This is a genomic window from Aminobacter ciceronei (genome assembly GCF_014138625.1).
Classification (GTDB): domain Bacteria; phylum Pseudomonadota; class Alphaproteobacteria; order Rhizobiales; family Rhizobiaceae; genus Aminobacter; species Aminobacter ciceronei.
This window is the reverse complement of the sequence record NZ_JACJHY010000020.1, coordinates 88470-107645: the sequence shown is the minus strand read 5'-3', so window position 1 is coordinate 107645 and position 19176 is coordinate 88470. Positions and strand designations below refer to the sequence as shown.

At 62.3% G+C, this 19176-nt stretch carries 21 protein-coding genes; 1 reads left to right on the top strand and 20 read right to left on the bottom strand.

Annotated features, from left to right (window positions below):
- Positions 1 to 57: 57 nt before the first annotated feature.
- Positions 58 to 477: a LysR family transcriptional regulator gene (locus tag HNQ95_RS20250; RefSeq protein ID WP_182575124.1), complete on the top strand. Its 420-nt coding sequence runs from the start codon at positions 58 to 60 to the stop codon at positions 475 to 477.
- On the opposite strand, the gene HNQ95_RS20245 is transcribed toward HNQ95_RS20250, so the two are convergent.
- The 20 genes from HNQ95_RS20245 to HNQ95_RS20150 form a co-directional block, all read right to left on the bottom strand.
- The gene (locus HNQ95_RS20245; protein WP_154385813.1) at positions 469 to 696 is read right to left on the bottom strand and encodes a DUF2274 domain-containing protein; all 228 of its coding nucleotides are present in this window, start codon (positions 694 to 696) and stop codon (positions 469 to 471) included. The genes HNQ95_RS20250 and HNQ95_RS20245 overlap by 9 nt on opposite strands.
- Positions 693 to 1898 carry a TraB/TrbI/VirB10 family type IV secretion system protein gene (locus tag HNQ95_RS20240; protein ID WP_182575123.1) on the bottom strand — a complete coding sequence of 402 codons (1206 nt, stop codon included), beginning with the start codon at positions 1896 to 1898 and terminating at the stop codon, positions 693 to 695. Before HNQ95_RS20240 ends, HNQ95_RS20245 begins: the two co-directional genes overlap by 4 nt.
- A complete protein-coding gene (gene trbG, locus HNQ95_RS20235; protein WP_154385844.1) occupies positions 1895 to 2905 on the bottom strand; it encodes a P-type conjugative transfer protein TrbG in 1011 nt (336 codons plus the stop codon). Before trbG ends, HNQ95_RS20240 begins: the two co-directional genes overlap by 4 nt.
- A 47-nt stretch (positions 2906 to 2952) precedes the next feature.
- Positions 2953 to 3639: a conjugal transfer protein TrbF gene (trbF, locus tag HNQ95_RS20230; RefSeq protein ID WP_154385812.1), complete on the bottom strand. Its 687-nt coding sequence runs from the start codon at positions 3637 to 3639 to the stop codon at positions 2953 to 2955.
- Entirely contained in the window at positions 3636 to 5006 is a 1371-nt protein-coding gene (trbL, locus tag HNQ95_RS20225; RefSeq protein WP_154385811.1) for a P-type conjugative transfer protein TrbL, read from the bottom strand. Before trbL ends, trbF begins: the two co-directional genes overlap by 4 nt.
- Positions 5003 to 5374, bottom strand: a complete 372-nt coding sequence (gene trbK-alt, locus HNQ95_RS20220) for a putative entry exclusion protein TrbK-alt (protein WP_154385810.1) — start codon at positions 5372 to 5374, stop codon at positions 5003 to 5005. Before trbK-alt ends, trbL begins: the two co-directional genes overlap by 4 nt.
- A gap of 11 nt (positions 5375 to 5385) precedes the next feature.
- Positions 5386 to 6135 (bottom strand): P-type conjugative transfer protein TrbJ, encoded by a 750-nt coding sequence (trbJ, locus tag HNQ95_RS20215; protein ID WP_154385809.1) that lies wholly within the window; start codon positions 6133 to 6135, stop codon positions 5386 to 5388.
- On the bottom strand, positions 6132 to 8681 hold the full coding sequence (gene trbE, locus HNQ95_RS20210; RefSeq protein WP_154385808.1) for a conjugal transfer protein TrbE: 2550 nt from the start codon (positions 8679 to 8681) through the stop codon (positions 6132 to 6134). Before trbE ends, trbJ begins: the two co-directional genes overlap by 4 nt.
- Positions 8682 to 8690: 9 nt before the next feature.
- Complete coding sequence (locus HNQ95_RS20205) at positions 8691 to 8966, bottom strand: VirB3 family type IV secretion system protein (protein ID WP_154385807.1); 276 nt, start codon at positions 8964 to 8966, stop codon at positions 8691 to 8693.
- Entirely contained in the window at positions 8966 to 9286 is a 321-nt protein-coding gene (locus HNQ95_RS20200) for a TrbC/VirB2 family type IV secretion system protein (RefSeq protein ID WP_108605707.1), read from the bottom strand. Before HNQ95_RS20200 ends, HNQ95_RS20205 begins: the two co-directional genes overlap by 1 nt.
- Before the next feature lie 31 nt (positions 9287 to 9317).
- Positions 9318 to 10274: a P-type conjugative transfer ATPase TrbB gene (gene trbB / locus HNQ95_RS20195; protein WP_182575132.1), complete on the bottom strand. Its 957-nt coding sequence runs from the start codon at positions 10272 to 10274 to the stop codon at positions 9318 to 9320.
- 209 nt (positions 10275 to 10483) lie between these two features.
- Positions 10484 to 10936 (bottom strand): CopG family transcriptional regulator, encoded by a 453-nt coding sequence (locus tag HNQ95_RS20190; RefSeq protein ID WP_154385805.1) that lies wholly within the window; start codon positions 10934 to 10936, stop codon positions 10484 to 10486.
- Between the two features lie 4 nt (positions 10937 to 10940).
- Positions 10941 to 12938: a conjugal transfer protein TraG gene (locus tag HNQ95_RS20185; protein WP_154385804.1), complete on the bottom strand. Its 1998-nt coding sequence runs from the start codon at positions 12936 to 12938 to the stop codon at positions 10941 to 10943.
- A 171-nt stretch (positions 12939 to 13109) separates the two neighbouring features.
- Positions 13110 to 14849, bottom strand: coding sequence for a relaxase/mobilization nuclease domain-containing protein (locus tag HNQ95_RS20180; protein ID WP_154385803.1), 1740 nt, complete (start codon positions 14847 to 14849; stop codon positions 13110 to 13112).
- A gap of 247 nt (positions 14850 to 15096) precedes the next feature.
- Positions 15097 to 15909, bottom strand: a complete 813-nt coding sequence (locus HNQ95_RS20175) for a lytic transglycosylase domain-containing protein (protein ID WP_154385802.1) — start codon at positions 15907 to 15909, stop codon at positions 15097 to 15099.
- 280 nt (positions 15910 to 16189) lie between these two features.
- Positions 16190 to 16516, bottom strand: coding sequence for a DUF736 domain-containing protein (locus tag HNQ95_RS20170; RefSeq protein WP_154385801.1), 327 nt, complete (start codon positions 16514 to 16516; stop codon positions 16190 to 16192).
- 44 nt (positions 16517 to 16560) lie between these two features.
- Positions 16561 to 17121 carry a S26 family signal peptidase gene (locus tag HNQ95_RS20165; RefSeq protein WP_154385800.1) on the bottom strand — a complete coding sequence of 187 codons (561 nt, stop codon included), beginning with the start codon at positions 17119 to 17121 and terminating at the stop codon, positions 16561 to 16563.
- Positions 17118 to 17582 carry a DUF2840 domain-containing protein gene (locus HNQ95_RS20160; RefSeq protein WP_154385799.1) on the bottom strand — a complete coding sequence of 155 codons (465 nt, stop codon included), beginning with the start codon at positions 17580 to 17582 and terminating at the stop codon, positions 17118 to 17120. The genes HNQ95_RS20165 and HNQ95_RS20160 overlap by 4 nt, the downstream gene beginning before the upstream one ends.
- A 316-nt stretch (positions 17583 to 17898) precedes the next feature.
- Positions 17899 to 18783: a replication initiator protein A gene (locus tag HNQ95_RS20155; protein ID WP_154385798.1), complete on the bottom strand. Its 885-nt coding sequence runs from the start codon at positions 18781 to 18783 to the stop codon at positions 17899 to 17901.
- An 18-nt stretch (positions 18784 to 18801) separates the two neighbouring features.
- Complete coding sequence (locus HNQ95_RS20150; RefSeq protein WP_108605716.1) at positions 18802 to 19092, bottom strand: helix-turn-helix transcriptional regulator; 291 nt, start codon at positions 19090 to 19092, stop codon at positions 18802 to 18804.
- Positions 19093 to 19176 lie beyond the last annotated feature (84 nt).

The following is a 19176-nucleotide window of genomic DNA, read 5'->3' as shown; positions in this document are numbered from 1 at the left end:
CCTCATCACTCGAACCGTGAGCTGGTGACCGGATCGTCTCTAAACAAAGGAAGCGCGATGCGGCGACGCGTCCAACTCATTACACTCGATTACGCACTCGTCGTCGCCGAGGAAGGCAGCTTCCTCGGCGCCTCTCGACGTATGGGAGTCCATCATTCCGCTCTGAGCAGGCGTATCCGTGACCTTGAGCACTCACTTGGAACGGTGCTGTTCGAACGTCATGCAGGCGGAGTCCGGCCAACCTTGGCAGGATCGAGACTGCTCGGCAACCTTCGCCGTGTCCTCACGGAACTCGACGGCGCACTTGCCGGGGTCGAAACGGACCGAAGAGGGCAAGCCGGCAGCCTGTCAATCGACTTCGATCCGTTTCTGCACGCAGCCGAGTTTCTGGATGCAGTCACCGACTTCATTCGGAGCAGGCCGGATGTTGCCATCTACTTCATGGAAACGAAACGCGCTTCGTTCCGCTCATCCTGACTTTGGGTTGCGCCGAGTGCGGCTGAACGCCCGATCCGTCGTCATGAACCGTGCCAGCATCGGCGCGATGAGCTTTGCTGCATCGGCGATCGTCTGGCCGGTCTCCCGACCGAGGACCTCGGCATAGGCGACAAGATCACGATGAACAGCGGCGGGCAGCTCGATCGTGATCTTGACCGGCTTATCATCGGGTATGGCGGAGAGTTTCAGCTTGGTCATAACGGATCCTTCAGTGTGCCGTACGGCGCCAACGCAAGATCGCGATTGACGATAACGCGAACCGGGAAACCCGGTCGAACTGTCAGCGTTGGCTGGACGTCGAGTTGGCGGCCCACGATCTGTTGACCGATATTGCTCATCCAATTCTGCGTGCTTTCACGGATCGCCTTGGCGATGTCGCTCTCGTTGTTTTTGGAACCGAGGCTGGCGCCGACGCCCAACAACGTCGAAAGCGCTGTGGCCCGAAACAACTTCCCCCAGTGATGGTCGACCTCGTCCTCCAGCCCGGAAAACCCTTCTGCATCCGCGCCCTGCTGGCGCTCCAACACAATTGAACTTCCGTCGGGCATGATGAGACGATCCCAGACCAGCAACACACGCGACTGGCCGAAGGCGACCTGGCTGTCGTACTGGCCGATCAGTTTTGCACCCTGCGGGATGAGCAGATACGATCCTGTTGAGCTGTCGTAGACATTTTCGGTGACCTGAGCGGTGATCTCACCGGGAAGGTCGGATCGGATGCCGGTGATGAGGGCTGCCGGAATGACCGAACCGGCCTGCACGACATAGGGCGACACCTTCCCCGCGAGCCGATCCGGACTGACGGTGCGTCGATCCGGTGCTGCGTTGACGAAGGCGAGCTTGCGATCCTGGATGTTTTGAGCGGAGCCCAGATCGGGCGGTGGCGTAGTGGTAGCCAGCGTCAGACCACTCGCCGGTTCCGCCGCCGACAAGGGCGGCGTTACTGGGAGAGGCCGCTCCCGCACATTGGTATCGGTAAAGAGCTTGGCAACCCGCGCGGCCTCGACCTCCGCCAGGCGACGCTGTTCGTCCGGATCGGCGCGCGGCGTACTGATGTTCGGCGCCTCGATCGGCTGCCCCCGCTCCTTCGCGCGCAGGATCGGCCGCCCGAGATCGCCGGGCAGCGCGGGACCAAGTTTCGGAACGCCGGAATAATCCTTCGGAAGGGCCTGCAGCCCGTCGGCAGTGGTACGGTTTTCTGTAGTGAAGAGCTCGGACGGCTGTTCGTCGCGCCTTCTGCTATCGAGCGCCCAGATGAGTGCGCCGAGGATAACGACACTGGCGACCCCACCAAGACCGATCAGCACTTTGCGCGACAGCCTCGTGACCCTAGCGGGTGCGGGTCGCAAGCGTAGTTCGGCCCTGAGGTCCTGGGCGGGGGCATTTACAATGTCGCTCACCGGAACAGCCCCACACTGCGCCGTGGCCTCCCGTCGGTGCGCACGATCCGGACCCGTTTCTCACTCGCCTTGTCGCCGAGCCTCAATTCGGCGGCGGCAAAGAGGCGGTCGACAACATAGTAGTTTTGGCGGGCACGATAGTTGACCAGCTCCGAGCCGCCAGACGGGCCGATGACGAACAGCGGCGGCATCTCGCCTTGCCCGATACCCGACGGAAACTCGATATAGACTTTTGCGCCGTCGTCGAAGGCGCGTAGCGGCTTCCAGGGTGCGGCGTCGCCCTCGACGCGGTAGCGGAAGTTGAGTTTCTGGATGTCGACGCCGGACGCGACCGGCTGCGCGGCGGAAGCCTGGGCGTTCTGGCGCCGCAGCGCGATCAACTGGTCGTGCGGATATTGCCAGGAGACTGAGGCCATGTAGGTCGAGGCCGTAGATCGCAGCTCGAGATGATAGGTACGGCGGTCGCTGTTGATGACAAGATTGGTCTGGAGATCGGGCCTCGTCGGCTTGACGAGAATATGGACTTGCAGCCGGTCCCCTGCCCCACTTTGCGTGTCGCCGATGATCCAGCGCACGGTGTCGCCGGCAGCGACGGGGCCTGGACCGACAAGTTGCTCGCCGGGTTGCAGCGCAATGTCGGTGACCTGGCCCGGCGCGGCATAGATCTGATAGAGCGCGCCCTCGCTCCAGGGATAGAGCTGGATCGCGTTGACGAAGCCGTCGCGAACCGGCTGCATTCGCGCCGCCTCGTTCGCCTGGGTGATCCGCTGTTTGGGATCGGCCGGTTCCGCCTTTGCTTTGCTGGTCTCGACCGGCTTCAGCTGGCCGGGAAGCGGTAGTGGTTTCGGCAGCTCCACCACCTTGACCGGACCAGGCGGATCGAACTTCCGGACTGCAGGCACCGCATCGTCATATTGGATCTCCGGCGGAATGTATTTTTGTGAGGCGCAGCCGGTCAGCTCCGTTGCCGACAGCAGTGCCAGGGCAAACACACGTGCTTTCGTCATGTCGCGCGCGGTCTGTCCTGTCGTCTTGCGTGTTCGTACCGCCCACATCATGAAAGCTCCTTCGACCAGTTGATGGCGTTGACATAGATGCCGAGCGGATTGGCCTTCAGCCGGTCGGCGTCGCGGGGTTGTTGAGTGACGATGGTGAGGATGGCGGCCCAGCGCTCGGTGCTGGCCAGGCTGCCATTCTCATAGCGGCGCTCGATCCAGGTGACGCGGAACGAGTCCGGCGACGCTCGGATGACGCTGGAGATCTCGATAGCAATCTGGATTTTGCCGACCTTGGTGAAGGGGTCGTTCAGGCGGGCATAATCGTTCAGAGAAACGGCGCCGCGATCGGTCGTGTAGTCATAGGCGCGCAACCAACTCTGGCGGACAATGACCGGATCGGCCGCGATGCTTCTCACCTGCTCTATGAAGCGGGCGAGATGCCATGCGATCTGCGGATCGGTCGGCCGATAGTCGGCGACGGCCGGGGCGACCGCTTGCGCCTCGCCGAATTTGTCGACCTGTACGACCCAGGAAACCACGGTGCCACGCGTCGACTGCCAGACCAAAGCGGAAGCGAACCCGCCGGCCATGAAGAGCGAGCCGAAGGCCATCAGCCGCCAGTTCTTCGCTTGCACACGGGCCGATCCGATGCGTTCATCCCAGACCTGCGCAGCACGTTGGTATGGCGTCTCCGACTGAGGCGTCTTGCCGTATCGAACAGAAGGTCGTTTGAAGAAGTTCATCGGCGGTCGTCCTGATTGAGGGAAACATTCATTGAGCCGCCGCCGTGATCGCCGGAGCGGACGGAGTGCGCGGCCATGCTGGCGCCATGGCTCATGGCCTGGCCGCGCTTCATGCGGCTCGCCCATTCCGGCGGCGATCCCGCACCCGGTGCGGTGGTCGTCCTAGACCCTGAAGGGGTGGTTCCTGATGGCCGCTCTCCACCGGTTGCAGTCCACGCGGCCGAGCGGCCAGCCTCATGACTGGCCGACAGGGCTGAAGCCGCGCGCGAGATCGCCTGCTTCACCGGTTGAGCGGTGGCGCCAGCACCAGCCTTGGCGACACCTGCTGTGCCGGCAGCGATGGAACCTGCACCGCTCTGTCCAGATGTTGCCGCGGCTAGTCCCCAGGCAGCTGTAGTGCTGCCCGCCAGATGGGCGCCGCCACGCGCTGCAGCCGCCGACATGCGTGCTCCGACTCCTGCAGCACTTGCCGCGCCGCTCAATCCAGCGCGAGCGCCCATGGTGCCGGCAGCACCAAGTCCGGCGGCGGCGAGGCTTGTGCCGACAGCCGCGCCCGCGCCAAGTTGTGGGGCGCCGGAAACCAGACCAGTTGCGATGCCAGGACCAAAGATCGAAAGCCCCATCAGCGACAAGGCGCCGAGCACGAGCGACAGCGCATCCGTTATCGTCGGTTGCTCCGCGCCAAAGCCTTGCGTGAACTCGCCGAAGAGGCCCGAGCCGATACCGACGATGACGGCGAGCACGAGGATCTTCACGCCCGAGGCTACGATATTGCCGAGCACCTTCTCGGCGAGGAAGGCGGTCCTGTTGAACAGCGCGAATGGGATCAGCACAAAGGCGGCAAGCGTCGTCAGCTTGAATTCAATCAGGGTGACGAAGATCTGGACGGCGAGAATGAAAAAGGCGATCAGCACGATCGCCCAAGCGATCATCAGCACCGCGATTTGGACAAAATTCTCGAAGAACGAGACGTAGCCCATCAACTGGCTGGCAGCTTCAAGAATCGGATTGCCGGCGTCGATGCCGACTTGCGCGACGCGGCCCGGCTGCAGGAGCGCAGAGCCGGAAAGTGCGGATCCTCCGGCCTCCAGACCGAGCCCCGAAAAACTGTCGAAGACGATTCCGGCGAGACGATTGAAGTTGCCGATGATGAAAGCGAAGAAGCCGATATAGAGCGTCTTCTTAACCAGCCGGTGCAGCACGTCCTCGTCAGTACCCCAGGCCCAGAACAAGCCGGCGAGCGTGATATCGATGACGATCAAGGTAGAGGTAAGAAACGCAACTTCCCCGCCAAGCAAGCCAAAGCCGGAATCGATGTAGCGGGTGAAAGTCTCGAGGAAACGATCGATGACGCCGGCGTCGTTCATGGCGCCACCGTGTTCGGGCGGGATTGATCTTCCAGATTCCGCGGCGGCATCGGTGACTGAAGTGGCATGAGCCGGCTATGGTCCTTGTCAACGGACGGAACCGAATTTGGCGCCACGGAACCGGATGGCCGCAGGAATCGCCTCCGCTTCTCGGCCCAGGTCTTTCTGCAGGCCTCGTCAACGATTGCTGCCATGCCGATGTCCCGGCATCGCGCAAGTTCGACCTTTGCCGGCTCGCCGCCCGGATGTGCGGAGCGCGGGGAGGACGCGTCCTGCGAGCCGTTGCCGCGCAACGCCATGAAAGCGGCGGTCATGGCGGCGCCAAGGGCAAAAACGGCTGTCATCCGGGCGGCGATCTTGATGTTCATGGTGACCAGCCTCAGTCGTGGAACATCTTCACGGATGACGGGCTGTAGCCGCTTCCCGTCATGAAGCGGCTGAACTGTTCTCGCGCCTGCTCCTGCGCTGCAGCCGTCCTCGCTTCTTCGAGTGCTGCCGCCCTTCCTTGCGCGGCGAGCATTGCCGTGAGGTCGGCCATTTGCTTCGCCTGCACGGCAAGCAACTGGTTGCCGGCTTGTGTCGCCTGCAACACGCCTACAGCCGACTGGCTGGCGCCGACCAATGCGCTGGTCTGTTCCTTGGTCCCCTCGATATTGTCGACGGCGACGGCTCCGGCCATCAATGAATGTTCAAAGGCAGATACCGAGGTCTGCCAGCGCTCGCGTGCGCTATCGACAAGCTGCTGGCTGGAAAGCTCCGAACCGAATTTTTCGTAGGTGGAAGCGAACTGGCTCTCGATACCCTGGACGCTGTAGGCAAGCCTGTCGGCCTCACCGAGCAGGCTCTTCATCTTGGATAAATTGCCCTCGATCTGGCTAAGCAGCGTGGTCGGCAACGAGGTGAGGTTTTTCGCCTGGTTGATCAGCATCTGAGCTTCGTTTTGAAGCGAGGTGATCTGGTTCTGGATCTGCTCCAGTGCGCGAGAGGCCGAAAGCAGGTTTTCGGCATAGTTCCTGGGATCGAACACGATCAGCGCCGACGCCGGCCACGACGACAGCCCAACAGCAGCAGCGAGTGCGCCAACTGCCGCCATGCGACGGATATGGCGACGTGCAAGAACGGACTTCATGAGGAAAACTCCTTTGTGGATTGGTCGATGACGTTGGTGAGTCCGGGAACGAGGTCGGCTGCCCAGGAGAGACCGCGATCGGCAAGCCAAGCCTCGAGGAACTGTTGCCGGCCGTCCTCAGCGATGATCCGCTCCACCGCCGCCTGATCGGACTTGGACGATGCGGCGCACAGCGACAGCGCTATCGGACCAAGGCCGAGTTCGAACAGCCGGTTGCCGCGGCGCGATTGGCAGTAGTAGTCGCGCTTCGGCGTCGCCCGGGCTACGATCTCAATCTGGCGGTCATTGAGGCCGAAGCGCCGGTAGATCTGGGTAATTTGCGGCTCGATGGCGCGCTCGTTCGGCAGGAACAGCCGCGTTGGACAGCTTTCGACGATGGCCGGCGCAATCCTGCTGCCATCGATGTCGGAGAGCGACTGACTGGCGAAGATGACGGAAGCATTCTTCTTGCGAAGGGTTTTTAGCCATTCGCGCAGTTGATCGGCGAAGCCGCCATCGTCGAGCGCCAGCCAGCCCTCGTCGATCATCAGCAGCGTCGGCCTGCCGTCCATCCTTTGCTCGATGCGATGGAAGAGATAGGCAAGCACGGCCGGAGCTGCACCTGTGCCGATCAGACCCTCGGTCTCGAAGGCCTGAACGGGTGCCTCGCCGAGACGTTCGTGCTCGGCATCGAGCAGCCGGCCATAGGGGCCGCCAATGCAATAGGGCCGCAGTGCCTGCTTGAGTGACGATGACTGCAGCAGCACAGTCAGGCCGGTCAGCGTCCGTTCCTGAACCGGCGCGCTGGCCAGTGACGTCAGCGCTGACCAGAGATATTCCCTAACCTCCGGCGTGACAGGCACGCCTTCGCGCAGCAGAATGTCGACGAGCCAGTCGGCTGCCCAGGCCCGCTCCGGCGTGTGATGGATACGGGCAAGCGGCTGTAGCGAAACGGCGTCGATGTCGTCCGACAGATCCGCCAGGGAAAGCAGAGCAAGCGGATCGTCCGCTCCCTGCCCGCTCGACGTATTGCTTCCCAGATTGTGCCAGTCGCCACCCATGGCAAGTATCGCAGCGCGGATCGATCCGCCAAAGTCGAAGGCAAAGATCTGGTTGTTCTCGTATCGCCGGAACTGAAGTGCCATGAGTGCCAACAAGACTGACTTGCCCGCACCCGTCGGTCCGATCACCAGGGTGTGGCCGACATCGCCGACATGCAGGCTGAACCGGAAGGGCGTTGCGCCTTCTGTCCTGGCGAAGAACAGCGGCGGAGCACCGAAATGCTCGTCTGTTTCAGGGCCTGCCCAGACCGCCGAGAGCGGGATCATATGGGCCAGGTTCAGTGTCGACAGCGGTGGCTGGCGGACATTCGCATACACGTGGCCGGGAATGCTGCCTAGCCATGCCTCGATCGCGTTGACGCGTTCGACGATGCAGGTGAAGTCCCGACCCTGAATGACCGTCTCGAGGAGCCGAAGTTTCTCGTCGGCGATCGACGGATCGCCATCCCAAACCGTCAGGGTTGCGGTGACATAGGCCTGACCGATCTGGTCGGAACCGAGATCCTGCAGAGCCGCGTCGGCATCGGCCGCCTTGTTGGCGGCGTCCGTGTCGACGAGGACTGATGCCTCACTGGTCATCACCTCCTTCAGGATGGCAGCCACTGACTTGCGTTTGGCGAACCACTGGCGGCGAATCTTCGTCAGCAGTTTGGTGGCGTCAGTCTTGTCGAGCATGATCGCTCGCGTTGACCAGCGGTAGGCGAAGGCAAGCCGATTGAGTTCGTCGAGGATCCCCGGAAAGGTTGCGCTGGGGAAACCGATGATGGTGAGCGTGCGCAGATGGGCATCGCCGAGCCTCGGTTCCAATCCGCCGGCGAGCGGCTGATCGACCAGCAGCGCATCGAGATGCATCGGGGTTTCTGGCACGCGAACGCGATGGCGTCTGGTGGAAACGCAAGAGTGCAGGTAGGTCAGTGTCTCCCAGTCATCGAGCCAGAAGGCTTCCGGGACAAAGCCTTCGACCAGCTTCAGCACACGGTCGGTGCGGTCGACAAAACTCTTCAAATGTTCCCACGGATCGGCGCCGGTCTTTTCCCGACCTTCGTAAAGCCAGCCCTCCATCCGCGACGCTTCCTCGGTCGGTGGCAGCCAGACGAAGGTGAGGAAATAGCTGCTCTCGAATAGGTCCCCGCGCGGCCGATGATCGCGCAAGCGTGGCGATCCCTGGTCGGGCGCATCCTCGAATTGCTCTCGCCGTTCGATATCGAGCAGCGCCGATGCGGAATCTGGGAACCGGTCGTCAGGATAGTCGGTGGTTGGGTTGCGTTGCGCTTCCACAAATATCGCCCAGCCGGACCCGAGACGGCGCAGCGCGCTGTTCAACCGTGCAGTAGTACCGACCAGTTCGGCCGGCGTCGCACTGTCGAGATCGGGACCGCGAAAACGCGCGGTTCGCTGGAACGAGCCATCCTTATTGAGCACCACGCCCGGCGCGACCAGTGCTGCCCAAGGCAAATAGTCGGCAAGACTGGTGCTCTTCTTGCGGTATTCGGCTAGGTTCATCATAGCAAAACCTCAGCAAGCGAAATGCGCGGGGTAGCGCAGATGCCGGCGAACCACGTCGACGAATTGCGCGTCGCGCTTCGCGGCCCAGACGGCGGCGAAGTGGCCGATCGCCCAGATGACGAGACCAGCGATCCAGAGGCGGAGGCCTAGCCCAACGGCCCCGGCGAGCGTGCCGTTGGCGATGGCGACGGCGCGCGGCGCGCCGCCGAGCAGGATCGGCTCGGTGAGCGCGCGATGCACCGGCGCGAAAAAGCCGCGAACTTCTTCGTCTTCCAGCATGGCCATCAGACGAGCGCCCCGCCGCCGAAGGAGAAAAACGACAGGAAAAACGAGCTCGCCGCGAAGGCGATCGAGAGCCCAAAAACGACCTGGATCAGCCGACGGAATCCGCCCGAGGTGTCGCCGAAGGCGAGCGACAACCCGGTAACGATGATGATGATCACCGCCACGATCTTGGCGACCGGCCCCTCAACGGATTCGAGAATCTGTTGAAGCGGCTCTTCCCACGGCATGGAAGACCCGGCGGCAAAAGCCGGCGCGATCATGATAGTCATACCGGCTGTAGTCGCCGCAGCCGTGGAAAGCAGTGCCGCAACCCTGGGCATAGACGATGAAGTAGAGCGGATCGGATTCATTTTAGAGCTCCATGGGGGATTGTGGTTCCATGTCTGGTTGGGTCTCGATGGCCTTGAGCATGCGGTAGTCGCCGGTGACTGTGTCGAGCCCGTTGACCAGCGCGATCTCAACGAGCCGGCGGGACGAGCCGCGACCGGCGAGCACAGCAACAATGTCGACCGTCTCCGCCATGAGCGCGCGTGGGACCGTGACGACGGCCTCCTGCACCAACTGCTCGAGACGGCGCAATGCGCCAAGGGCGGAACCTGCATGGATGGTACCGATGCCGCCGGGATGGCCGGTGCCCCAGGCCTTCAACAGGTCGAGCGCTTCCGCGCCGCGTACCTCGCCAATCGGAATACGATCGGGGCGAAGCCGCAGCGACGACTTCACCAGATCGGAAAGCGAGGCGATGCCGTCTTTCGTCCGCAGCGCCACTAGGTTAGGCGCCGCGCACTGCAGTTCACGCGTGTCTTCGATCAACACGACGCGGTCGGCGGTTTTGGCGACCTCCGCCAGCAGCGCATTGACCAGCGTGGTCTTGCCCGTGGACGTGCCACCGGCGACCAGAATGTTTTTTCGTTTTTCGACGGCAAGCCGCAGCACGTCAGCCTGGGCTTCGGTCACGATGCCGGCGGCGACGTAATCTTGGAGGGTGAATACGGCGACGGCGGGCTTGCGGATGGCGAAGGTGGGTGCTGCCACGACAGGCGGCAGCAGGCCCTCGAAGCGCTCGCCTGTTTCCGGCAGTTCGGCCGAAACGCGAGGGCTGTCGGGATGTACCTCGGCACCGACATGATGCGCCACCAGCCGGATGATCCGTTCGCCATCAGCCGGGATCAAGAGTTCATCGGTGGCGGAGAGCCCTTCCTTCAGCCTGTCGACCCAGAGCCGCCCGTCCGGGTTGAGCATGACCTCGACGATATCAGGATCCTCAAGAAAGCCGGCAATGGCGGGCCCAAGCGCCGTGCGCAGCATGCGTGCACCGCGCGACACCGCTTCCCTGCCGGCTTGATGATTGATTGCCACGATGATCCCCATTCTTCGCGGCGAATTGGTTCGTGCCGCTGTCGGGGATGATTAGAAGAGGCAGGAATATCGACCTTGCAACAAGCAAAAAGGGATGTCGTGATGCGACCTGCAGAGACTTGCAAAATGCGGTGCGGCGATCTCGCGCTTGGCCGTGCCTATCCCGCTGGCAAATCATCCTTGCCGGTTGGTGAGGCTGGCGGGACGTCCTCGGCGATTTCCTGCCTGAGTTTTGGCCCTTTGCTCAATCTGCGGCCGAGCGCGTCAATAAACCCGTCATAGCGCTGCAGTCCTTTTGCACGGGCTTCGGCCTGCGCAGATTCCGGCAAAGCCGGGGTCGAGTTCAGCCAGAAGCGCACGAACAGCGCCATTGTCTCGATGGCGATGCCGACATCGCGCTCGACGCGCTGTACGCGCCGGTCGATTTGGTCGAGGCGGCGGGCGATTGCCGCCTCCTTGCGTTCCTCAGCATCCGGGGACAGGAACGAGGCGATCGCTGCCTCGGCGATTAATGATAGCGACACATCGCGCCGAGCAGAATAATCGGCAAGCGCGTTCATCACGTCCGGATCGAGATAGGCTGAGAGCTGTTTTTTCTTCGTGTTCTTCATGGGCTCAAAGCTCAATGCCATCATTGGGATCGAGGGCGGCCTGCCGTGCGGTGCGCCGCATTATCTGATCGACCGCACGCCGACGGATGGCATCATCGTCGGGCTCGTCCCGGTCGAGGTCGAACTCGTCATCGAGATGAGCCGTGCGCCGAGGCGCGATGTCCTCGTGTTCGGGGAGTTCGGGCTGGCGGCGAATGCCGCCATTTGCAGGGTCCTCGTCATGCGTATCCGTCAAGATCTGCGATTGGAGAGCATTGCCTTCCGACGCCGCGGCGACTGTTGCGCTAGTCCAGTCGTCGGGTCGCGACGTTCTTTCGGTCGTTGCAGGCTTCGGTGGCGCCACGACACGCTTGGCAAGGCGTGGATCGACGAAGTAGCGTGCCTTCTTCGCCCGGATCGGGAACAGGCCCGACACCATTACAATGGCATCGGTCGGCGGAAGTTGCATGATCTCGCCGGGCGTCATCAGCGCACGCGCCGTTTCCTGCCGCGAGACCATCAGGTGTCCGAGCCAGGGCGATAATCTGTGGCCGGCATAGTTCTTCATGGCTCGCATCTCAGTTCCCGTTCCCAGAGAGTCCGAAACGCGCTTGGCCGTCCGCTCGTCATTGGTGGCGAAGCTCACACGAACATGGCAGTTGTCGAGGATGGAGTTATTCGGCCCATAGGCCTTTTCGATCTGGTTGAGCGACTGCGCAATCAGGAAAGCCTTGATGCCGTAGCCCGCCATGAAGGCGAGCGCCGACTCGAAGAAATCGAGCCGGCCGAGAGCCGGGAACTCGTCCAGCATCATCAACAGGCGCTGTCGTCGTTCCTTCGCATGCAGATCCTCGGTCAGCCTGCGGCCGATCTGGTTGAGCACGAGCCGGATCAGTGGCTTGGTACGGCTTATGTCAGACGGCGGCACGACCAGATAGAGCGTCGTCGGCCGCTTGCCCTCGACAAGATCCGCGATCCGCCAGTCGCAACGTGATGTCACTTTCGCCACGACCGGATCGCGATAAAGCCCCAGAAAGCTCATGGCGGTCGAGAGCACGCCTGATCGCTCATTCTCCGACTTGTTTAGTAGTTCGCGCGCTGCCGATGCCACGACTGGATGCGGACCGGCGTCGCCCAGATGCCGCGTTAGCATCATTGTGCGCAGCGTTGCTTCAATCGGCCGTTGCGGATCGGACAGAAAGCTGGCGACGCCAGCAAGCGTCTTGTCGTTTTCGGCATAAAGCACATGCAAAATGGCACCGACCAGCAGCGCGTGGCTGGTCTTCTCCCAGTGATTGCGACGTTCCAACGACCCTTCCGGATCGACCAGCACATCGGCGACATTCTGGACGTCACGGACTTCCCATTCGCCACGTCGCACCTCAAGCAGAGGATTGTAGGCGGCCGAGGCTGCGTTGGTCGGATCGAACAGGAGCACGCGGCCGAAACGCGCCCGCCATCCGGCCGTTAGTTCCCAGTTCTCACCCTTGATGTCGTGTACAATTGCGCTTCCTGGCCATGTAAGCAGCGACGGCACCACCAGGCCAACACCTTTGCCGCTTCTGGTTGGTGCGAAGCACAGCACATGTTCCGGACCGTCGTGGCGCAAATAGTCTCGGTCGAGCTTGCCGAGCACCACGCCATCGAGGCCGAGAATGCCCTCTGCCGCTATTTCGCCGCGCGTTGCCCAGCGCGCCGAGCCATAAGTGTCGGCGTTCTTTGCCTCCCGCGCCCGCGACACCGACATGCCGATAGCGGCCGCAATTGCGACGAAGCCGCCGCTCGCCGTAATCAGAGCCCCCTCGAGAAAAACCTCAGGGGCATAAGCATCGTAGAAAAACCACCACCAGAAAAATGCAGGTGGTGGATAGACGGACTGGCCGGCCAGTTCGAACCAAGGCGAACCGAGTTGCGACTGGAAGCCGAGCCGTAAAGCCGTCCATTGTGTCGCGCACCAAGTGGTGAAGAGCACGAGCAGAAGGACGGTGACGACTTGACCCCACAAAATTCTGGTCGCCGGCATGTTTTCGTCTCCCGGGCTGGACAGTCAGGAGCGGATAGAGAATGTCGGGACCTCGCGCATGCAAGAAGAAATGGGCGATCAGGGCAACTGGTCGTGTGCTGACGTGCAAAGACTTGCCTAAGGTAGGCGGTGCAGATTCGGTAGCTCTACCATACCTACACTTGGGATCGCTCAAAGCCCGATTCCTCGCTTCCTTCCGAAATTCCAATCCACTCCCCCGCTGGCGTGTGCAACGCCATCCACGTGACGGCCGACCTGCCTATCGAGCGACGGAGACCACGGCACAAGCCGGAAACCCAGCCCGTCTTCGATCATGGCGAAGCGGCCGGAGGCGAGTGAGAAACGTTGCCTGTAGATGCCGGCCACATGATCGCCATCGGCGGCCTTCACGAATGACAAGCCGGTCTCGGCGGAAAGGTGAGAGCCAAGCGCCTCGACTTCCCGGCTGCGCAGCGTGTCGATCAAGTTGCGCGAGAGAATGACACGTCGCCCTTCACACCGTGCAAGCCCGTGCTCCACCAATTGATTGGTGCGATCCTCAAGCGCCTGTCTGACCTTTTGACCGAACCCGCCCTCTCCAAGTCCCCGCTCCTCGCACGCAATAAGCTGTCGGTCGAGCCAGGTGGCGCCGGAAGCCTGGATCTGCTCCCCAATCGAGAGGTCGGAGCGAACGGCGAGTGCGAGACGTTCGCGACCTTTCGCATCGTTGTAGCGGCGAAGCTCGACGATGGAGCCCGGCACTGAATCTCCGGCGGCGTCGAGATCGCGGAAGCGGATATGATGCGTAAGTCCGTCGATACCGTCGACAATGGCATAGGCCGAGCCACGCAGTTCGTCATCCAGGCCGCGCTCCAGCAGCCGGCCGATGACGGGCGTGTCGATTTCTTCGGCAGCCAGGACATAGCCAGCCGCTGCCCTGTCGATGCCATGGCCAGCGAGACTGCGATGCATTCGCTTGATGATGTCGCCGCGCTCGCCGAGCGCACGCAACGTGGGCTCGGCTTCTTCGGCGATGATCCATTGGCCAGCACCGACCTCGTTGGCGAGGCCTAGGCTTTCAAGCCTACGGAGCCGTGCAACCTTCTGAGTCTGGAACTCGTCTGGTTGTCGATCGGGACGCGGCGCGAGATCGATCATGCCATGGCGATCAGCGTCGCGAACAAGCTGGCGGTCGAGCTGTGTCCAGCGCTCGGTGTCGACCTGCTGTTCAATGACCCGCCGGATGTCGTGATCGGTGCGGAGCCCCAATGTCTGGGTGAGGATGTCGCTCGCTCGGTCGCGCAGGCCCTGGCGGATGTAGTCGCGCGAGATGACGAGGTTCTCGCCATCGTCGGCCACGCCGCGAACGAGGATATGAACATGCGGATGTTCGGTGTTCCAGTGATCGACGCCAACCCAGTCGAGTTTCGTGCCGAGGTCGCGCTCCATGTCGACGATCAGGTTGCGGGCAAAGCCTCTGAGGTCGCCCAACTCGTGGGCGTCATCCGGTGAGACGATGAAACGGAAATGATGCCGGTCGTCCTTGCACCGTGCAGCAAAGGCGTCGTGGTCGGCCTCGTCCGTATCCGGCCCAAACATCTTCGCCTTTTCGCCGTCCCGCGTCACACCCTCTCGACGGAGGTACTTGAGATGGGCAGTGAGAGGCGCGGCCGCCCTGAATTGACGCACAACGCGCGCCTTGACGACCACGCCGCGTGAGCAGCCAGTGATAAGGCGATTGGCACGGATGCCTGCCGACCTACCTCGGCCGAACGTCGAGGCGCGTGGAGAGATGACCTGGCCCTTGCGCGAGACATGTCCGCCTGCTCGCTGTGCGGCCGCGAGTGCCTGAAAGATAAAAGGGCGCGCGCGCTGACTGGCACGCGTGCGGATACGGCCGGGACGAACACGAAAGCTGTCGTCGCGATTCATGGCTTGAGAGCCCGTGAGGTGCGATTTCCATTGAGAAGATTGAGAAAATGGGGAGAGCGCACATCGCCGTTTTTGGGGACACGTCGCAAAGCGAGGCGAAAATCGTAAGAAAAACAAACAACCGACCGAGCCGCACATCGCGGCCCTTTATCCTGCCATCCCTCCCCGTGCTCCCGGGAGACCAACCCTCCCACCGCAATTGTTGCGACGGAGCGGGCCAAAATGCGATTGACCAGGAATGCGACGATCATTGTGATGCCGCTGAGGAACGCTGAACAAACAGGCCATCCGCAGCCGGTCTCGGTGCGATTGCATCCCTACGGAAGGCGTTGCCCGACAGCGGCTCGAAAGCCGTCAGATCGGTGACGGCGTCGCCAATGGGCGGCGGCACTCTGGGTGAATGGATCGCCGTGAACATGGCCTCAGTCTCAACATCCGCGTCACGATCGCCATGCGATGCGGCGACATTTCGGATGTCGCCGGTGTGCGCAAAAACCGCCGAACCGACTGGACTCGCCTTGCCCGCTGTTTGCCGTGCGCGCGGCGGTACGGGGATCGTACCACTGATCAGCGGCGCAAGTTTCCTGACATATTCGATCGTCTCGCGCGGCAGCGGCCGGCCGGTCGCAAGGTGCTCTTCGTATCGCCCAGGACCGGCATTGTATGCGGCGAGGAAGCCGTTACGACCGAAGCGGTTGAGCATCTCGCGGAGATACGCTGCGCCGGCAAGAATGTTGTCGCGCGGCTGATAAGGATCGTCACCGAGGCGGTACTTGGTGCGCAGCTCTTGCCACGTCGGTGGCATGATCTGCATCAATCCGATCGCGCCCTTGCTCGACACCGCATGAACATCACCAACGCTCTCGACATGCATCACGGCGCGAAGCAGCCGCTCGGGCATGGCAAAACGTTTGGCAGCCTCCCGGATATGCGCCGACCAGGGATCAGCGGACGAAGTTTTGGTATTGGAGTGCGCCGGCCGCTCATGATGCGCGGCAGGTTCTGCGCAAACAACTGACGCTGAAAGGGCGAGTATGACGCATGCGGACAGCATCATCATACTGCTGCGGATGACGGCGCATGCACCCCTATCCTGATGCGTCGGCAGCCTGCCACCGTGCTCGCTTCCGTCAAGGGCACGGCTTCGCCGACCGAACTTGCTTGCCGCAAATTGCGGCGCGATGAGCGCCCGTAGCGATTGGCAAGCGTCCGGTCGCCCTTGACCTCCGCTACGCGCGGCAGCCGTCTGACGGGCGATCGGGTCGAAGGGTTTGACCGGCGCCCGATCGATCAAAGGGTTTGACGCAGAAAGTTGGCTGAGGCGCAATCGGAGCATCCGATCAGCCTCGATCGTCGCCTTTCGACGGCCGGCTCCAGTGCAAGCCCCAGACGCTCTTCTCGGCATCTGACTGAAAAAGGTTGGCACGGATCGGCTGCGTAAAGGACGGATCGTCGATGGAGACTGAAAGATAGCTACCAGCCTTCTCGCCGGTGCGTTCCCATGCCGCGCCGATCTCCATGCCTTCGCAGAAGACGCGGTGATCCGGCGCGTTTTCGGCATCCGATTTCTCGGCAGGCAGGATGGCAAGCTTCACGTCGAGCGTCAGCGTTGAGATGTTGCCGAAGAAGCCGTCATCGTTGCGGCTGAAGGTGCCGATCTGGGCCATAGCAATGCTCCTTTCATGGGCGTTGATAGGGGTTGGGCGAGTCGTCACGGCTCGCGGTGATCCGCTTCGCCAGAACCATTCGGCGCCGGAGAAGTGCGGCCGGTGGTCCACAACGGGACCGCGCGGCCGATGATCGAAGTGAGCGGCAGCGGCCCGAAATAGCGGCTGTCAAAACTGTCGGCTGCATCCCAATTCATGAGGAAGACTTCGCCATCGGTAATGACGCCACAGCCCTGCCAGACGAACAGCGGCCGACCACGACTGTCACGCTCGCGCGCATGTCCAAGGGTCACGCCACGGACAAGGATCGCGGTGCCGCGACGGCAAACGGTCTGTCCGCCGAGTGCCAGCACACGCTTCAGAAGCGGCACGCCGTTCGGCAGATAACCGCGCTCCGCAAGGAAGCCCGCCAACGGCTCGGGCGGCATGACGACGGCGATATCGGCAACATTTATCCTGTCTACCGGCTCGACGCGGTAGAGCCCCATGGGGACGCTCGCTGATGCGTTCCAAATGAACTGCAGTCGATGGCCCGCCCACACTGGCGCGGCGACCAGGACCGCACTGCCGAGCATCATGGCAATGGTCGTTGCGCGCATGCTCATGGCTCAATCCTGCGGCGCAGGAGCCATGCCTCATGGCGCTGGCGTGTGTAGGGCCTGGGCGCCTCTCTAGCTGCGAGCCGGCTGTGGGCATGCCGCCAGTAGTCCGGCGAGGCGTCAGCAGGATCGATGTCGATCGCCTCGACAGCGTCGATGATCTTCAGCACCCTTTCGACATTTGGCCATCCGATAGCCGTGAGCAGGATGTCAGCGCCAGGACGCACATAGGCGACGGTCGCGCAGCGTTCGCCGGCGGCAACGGCGCGCAGGATATCGATGCGCGAGGCGACGGTGCCAAAATCGTTGGCGGTCCAGCGAACGAAGGCGAAAATGCTGCCGGGCGCGAAGGTGACAACACGACGACTGCGATCGATAGTCGTGTTTGCAGCAACCTTGCCGAACCGGATGTAGTTTTCGATCCGCTTCTTCAGCCACAAAAGCTCGACATGGGTGAGATTGCTCATGCTGGCTTCCGTGACAGGAGGCCAGCGGCCGAGAAGGCGAAACGGGTGTCGGAGACATCGGCCGCGATCTGGGAGTAAGAATAGATCTCGTCGCTCGCCAGGACCGACGGGGCATCTCTCCGCCGTCGTCCACAGCCGCGTGGATCAGCACTTTGCGTTAGAGAGAATCCGAAGGATTCACAGTTAGAAACGTTAGAGGAGCCGGTTCGGCAATCGCCACAAGGACTTAAGGCCGATTTCGGTTCCTGATAGCACGGGAATCCGGTTCCCGATGGCACGGGAGCTGCGGTTCCTGATAGCACGGGCCTGTCCACAGTCATTTAGCAGCCTTGATTGTGCGACCGCTCGGTGCGCGATGGGTTGTTAGGGTGTTGGCGAATGGGTCGCCCGGGTCGGGCTGGAAGGTCAGGCGTGATCGGCCGTCGGGATCGAAGGTGAGCACCAGTCGGTAGCCGGGCAGCGGCTGACGGCGGACGATCTCGCGCAGGTCGAAGGTGAAGCGTTTGAACGGCGACAGGCTGCCGGACTTCAGATGCAGGTGACGGAGATCAAAACTCCAGCCGTGGGTCTGACGGCCGCCGTGCTTGCGCACTAGGCGGTAAAGCCAGCGCTCGAGGCCACCTGTCAGCCCGAAATATTGGCGGTCGATGGTGAGGACCAGAGCATCGTCGATGACGCCGGCATAAAACCAGTCCGGCAGGATGAGTTCGATGCCAAGCGGCCGTCCGACAGCGTCCACTCGCTCCTTCCATTCGTTGATCCAAGAGAAGCGATGGCGCCGTCGCTCCGACGACTGGCGGATGGATGTGGCGACTGTCGTTGATTGCAGCCGGTCGAGCGCTGCCTTCAATCTGCTGTAGCTATGGGCGGAATCGCCACGGTCGATGAAGGTAAGGATTTCGTAGGGCGTAGCCGACATCAGGCGTGATGTGCGAAGGCCATTGTCGCGTGCTTCGACGATCTGGCTGGCTGCCCAGATCAGGATATCGGCATCCCAGATCGTCGCCATGCCGTGTTCGACTGTCGCCTCGACGCGGATCGACACCTCGCCCATGCGAAAGTCGATCGGTGTCACGCGGCGGGATTTGGCGAGTGAGAAGAACGGCCACGACATGAGGTCCTGGGCATCGCGTGGCGCGATGGCGCCTGAGCGGGCATGGAACAGCTCAAGCTGACTCTGGTCGGACAAACGATGCCGCATAGCCGCCACCCCAGCAGGTCAGGAAATGGGATCGCGTCTGCCGGCATAGGCCGGCGCACGCGCCGCATGCGGCTTGGCGGGCGGAACATAAGTTGCGTTGGCATCGCTGGTGGAGGTGCGCGCGCCAAGTTCGATCCAGGCGTGCAGGTCGTCGATGTCGTAGAGAACGCGCCCGCCCACCTTGCGGTATTTTGGGCCGGTTCCATAAGTCCGGTGCTTTTCCAGCGTGCGAGCGCAAAGGCCGACGATGGGCGCTGCCTCCTTGGTTCGCAGGTATTTTGGGGGCGCGTCCGCGGGACCCTTCGACATCGCTCGATCTCCATCCGGTTCTGCTGTCGTCCTGGCCTGCCGGGACGCGCGAAACGGACGATGGTCGAAATGAGGAAAAGCGAG

What these genes read in the sequence shown, in the direction of transcription:
- trbF (WP_154385812.1), bottom strand. Translation starts at nt 3,639, where the DNA reads ATGAACTTCTTCAAACGACCTTCTGTTCGATACGGCAAGACGCCTCAG.
- trbJ (WP_154385809.1), bottom strand. Translation starts at nt 6,135, where the DNA reads ATGAAGTCCGTTCTTGCACGTCGCCATATCCGTCGCATGGCGGCAGTT.
- trbL (WP_154385811.1), bottom strand. Translation starts at nt 5,006, where the DNA reads ATGAACGACGCCGGCGTCATCGATCGTTTCCTCGAGACTTTCACCCGC.
- trbK-alt (WP_154385810.1), bottom strand. Translation starts at nt 5,374, where the DNA reads ATGAACATCAAGATCGCCGCCCGGATGACAGCCGTTTTTGCCCTTGGC.
- HNQ95_RS20250 (WP_182575124.1), top strand. Translation starts at nt 58, where the DNA reads ATGCGGCGACGCGTCCAACTCATTACACTCGATTACGCACTCGTCGTC.
- trbG (WP_154385844.1), bottom strand. Translation starts at nt 2,905, where the DNA reads ATGACGAAAGCACGTGTGTTTGCCCTGGCACTGCTGTCGGCAACGGAG.
- HNQ95_RS20205 (WP_154385807.1), bottom strand. Translation starts at nt 8,966, where the DNA reads ATGGCCATGCTGGAAGACGAAGAAGTTCGCGGCTTTTTCGCGCCGGTG.
- trbE (WP_154385808.1), bottom strand. Translation starts at nt 8,681, where the DNA reads ATGATGAACCTAGCCGAATACCGCAAGAAGAGCACCAGTCTTGCCGAC.
- HNQ95_RS20200 (WP_108605707.1), bottom strand. Translation starts at nt 9,286, where the DNA reads ATGCCCAGGGTTGCGGCACTGCTTTCCACGGCTGCGGCGACTACAGCC.
- HNQ95_RS20185 (WP_154385804.1), bottom strand. Translation starts at nt 12,938, where the DNA reads ATGCCGGCGACCAGAATTTTGTGGGGTCAAGTCGTCACCGTCCTTCTG.
- HNQ95_RS20190 (WP_154385805.1), bottom strand. Translation starts at nt 10,936, where the DNA reads ATGAAGAACACGAAGAAAAAACAGCTCTCAGCCTATCTCGATCCGGAC.
- HNQ95_RS20150 (WP_108605716.1), bottom strand. Translation starts at nt 19,092, where the DNA reads ATGTCGAAGGGTCCCGCGGACGCGCCCCCAAAATACCTGCGAACCAAG.
- trbB (WP_182575132.1), bottom strand. Translation starts at nt 10,274, where the DNA reads ATGCTGCGCACGGCGCTTGGGCCCGCCATTGCCGGCTTTCTTGAGGAT.
- HNQ95_RS20175 (WP_154385802.1), bottom strand. Translation starts at nt 15,909, where the DNA reads ATGATGATGCTGTCCGCATGCGTCATACTCGCCCTTTCAGCGTCAGTT.
- HNQ95_RS20165 (WP_154385800.1), bottom strand. Translation starts at nt 17,121, where the DNA reads ATGAGCATGCGCGCAACGACCATTGCCATGATGCTCGGCAGTGCGGTC.
- HNQ95_RS20180 (WP_154385803.1), bottom strand. Translation starts at nt 14,849, where the DNA reads ATGAATCGCGACGACAGCTTTCGTGTTCGTCCCGGCCGTATCCGCACG.
- HNQ95_RS20170 (WP_154385801.1), bottom strand. Translation starts at nt 16,516, where the DNA reads ATGGCCCAGATCGGCACCTTCAGCCGCAACGATGACGGCTTCTTCGGC.
- HNQ95_RS20160 (WP_154385799.1), bottom strand. Translation starts at nt 17,582, where the DNA reads ATGAGCAATCTCACCCATGTCGAGCTTTTGTGGCTGAAGAAGCGGATC.
- HNQ95_RS20155 (WP_154385798.1), bottom strand. Translation starts at nt 18,783, where the DNA reads ATGCGGCATCGTTTGTCCGACCAGAGTCAGCTTGAGCTGTTCCATGCC.
- HNQ95_RS20245 (WP_154385813.1), bottom strand. Translation starts at nt 696, where the DNA reads ATGACCAAGCTGAAACTCTCCGCCATACCCGATGATAAGCCGGTCAAG.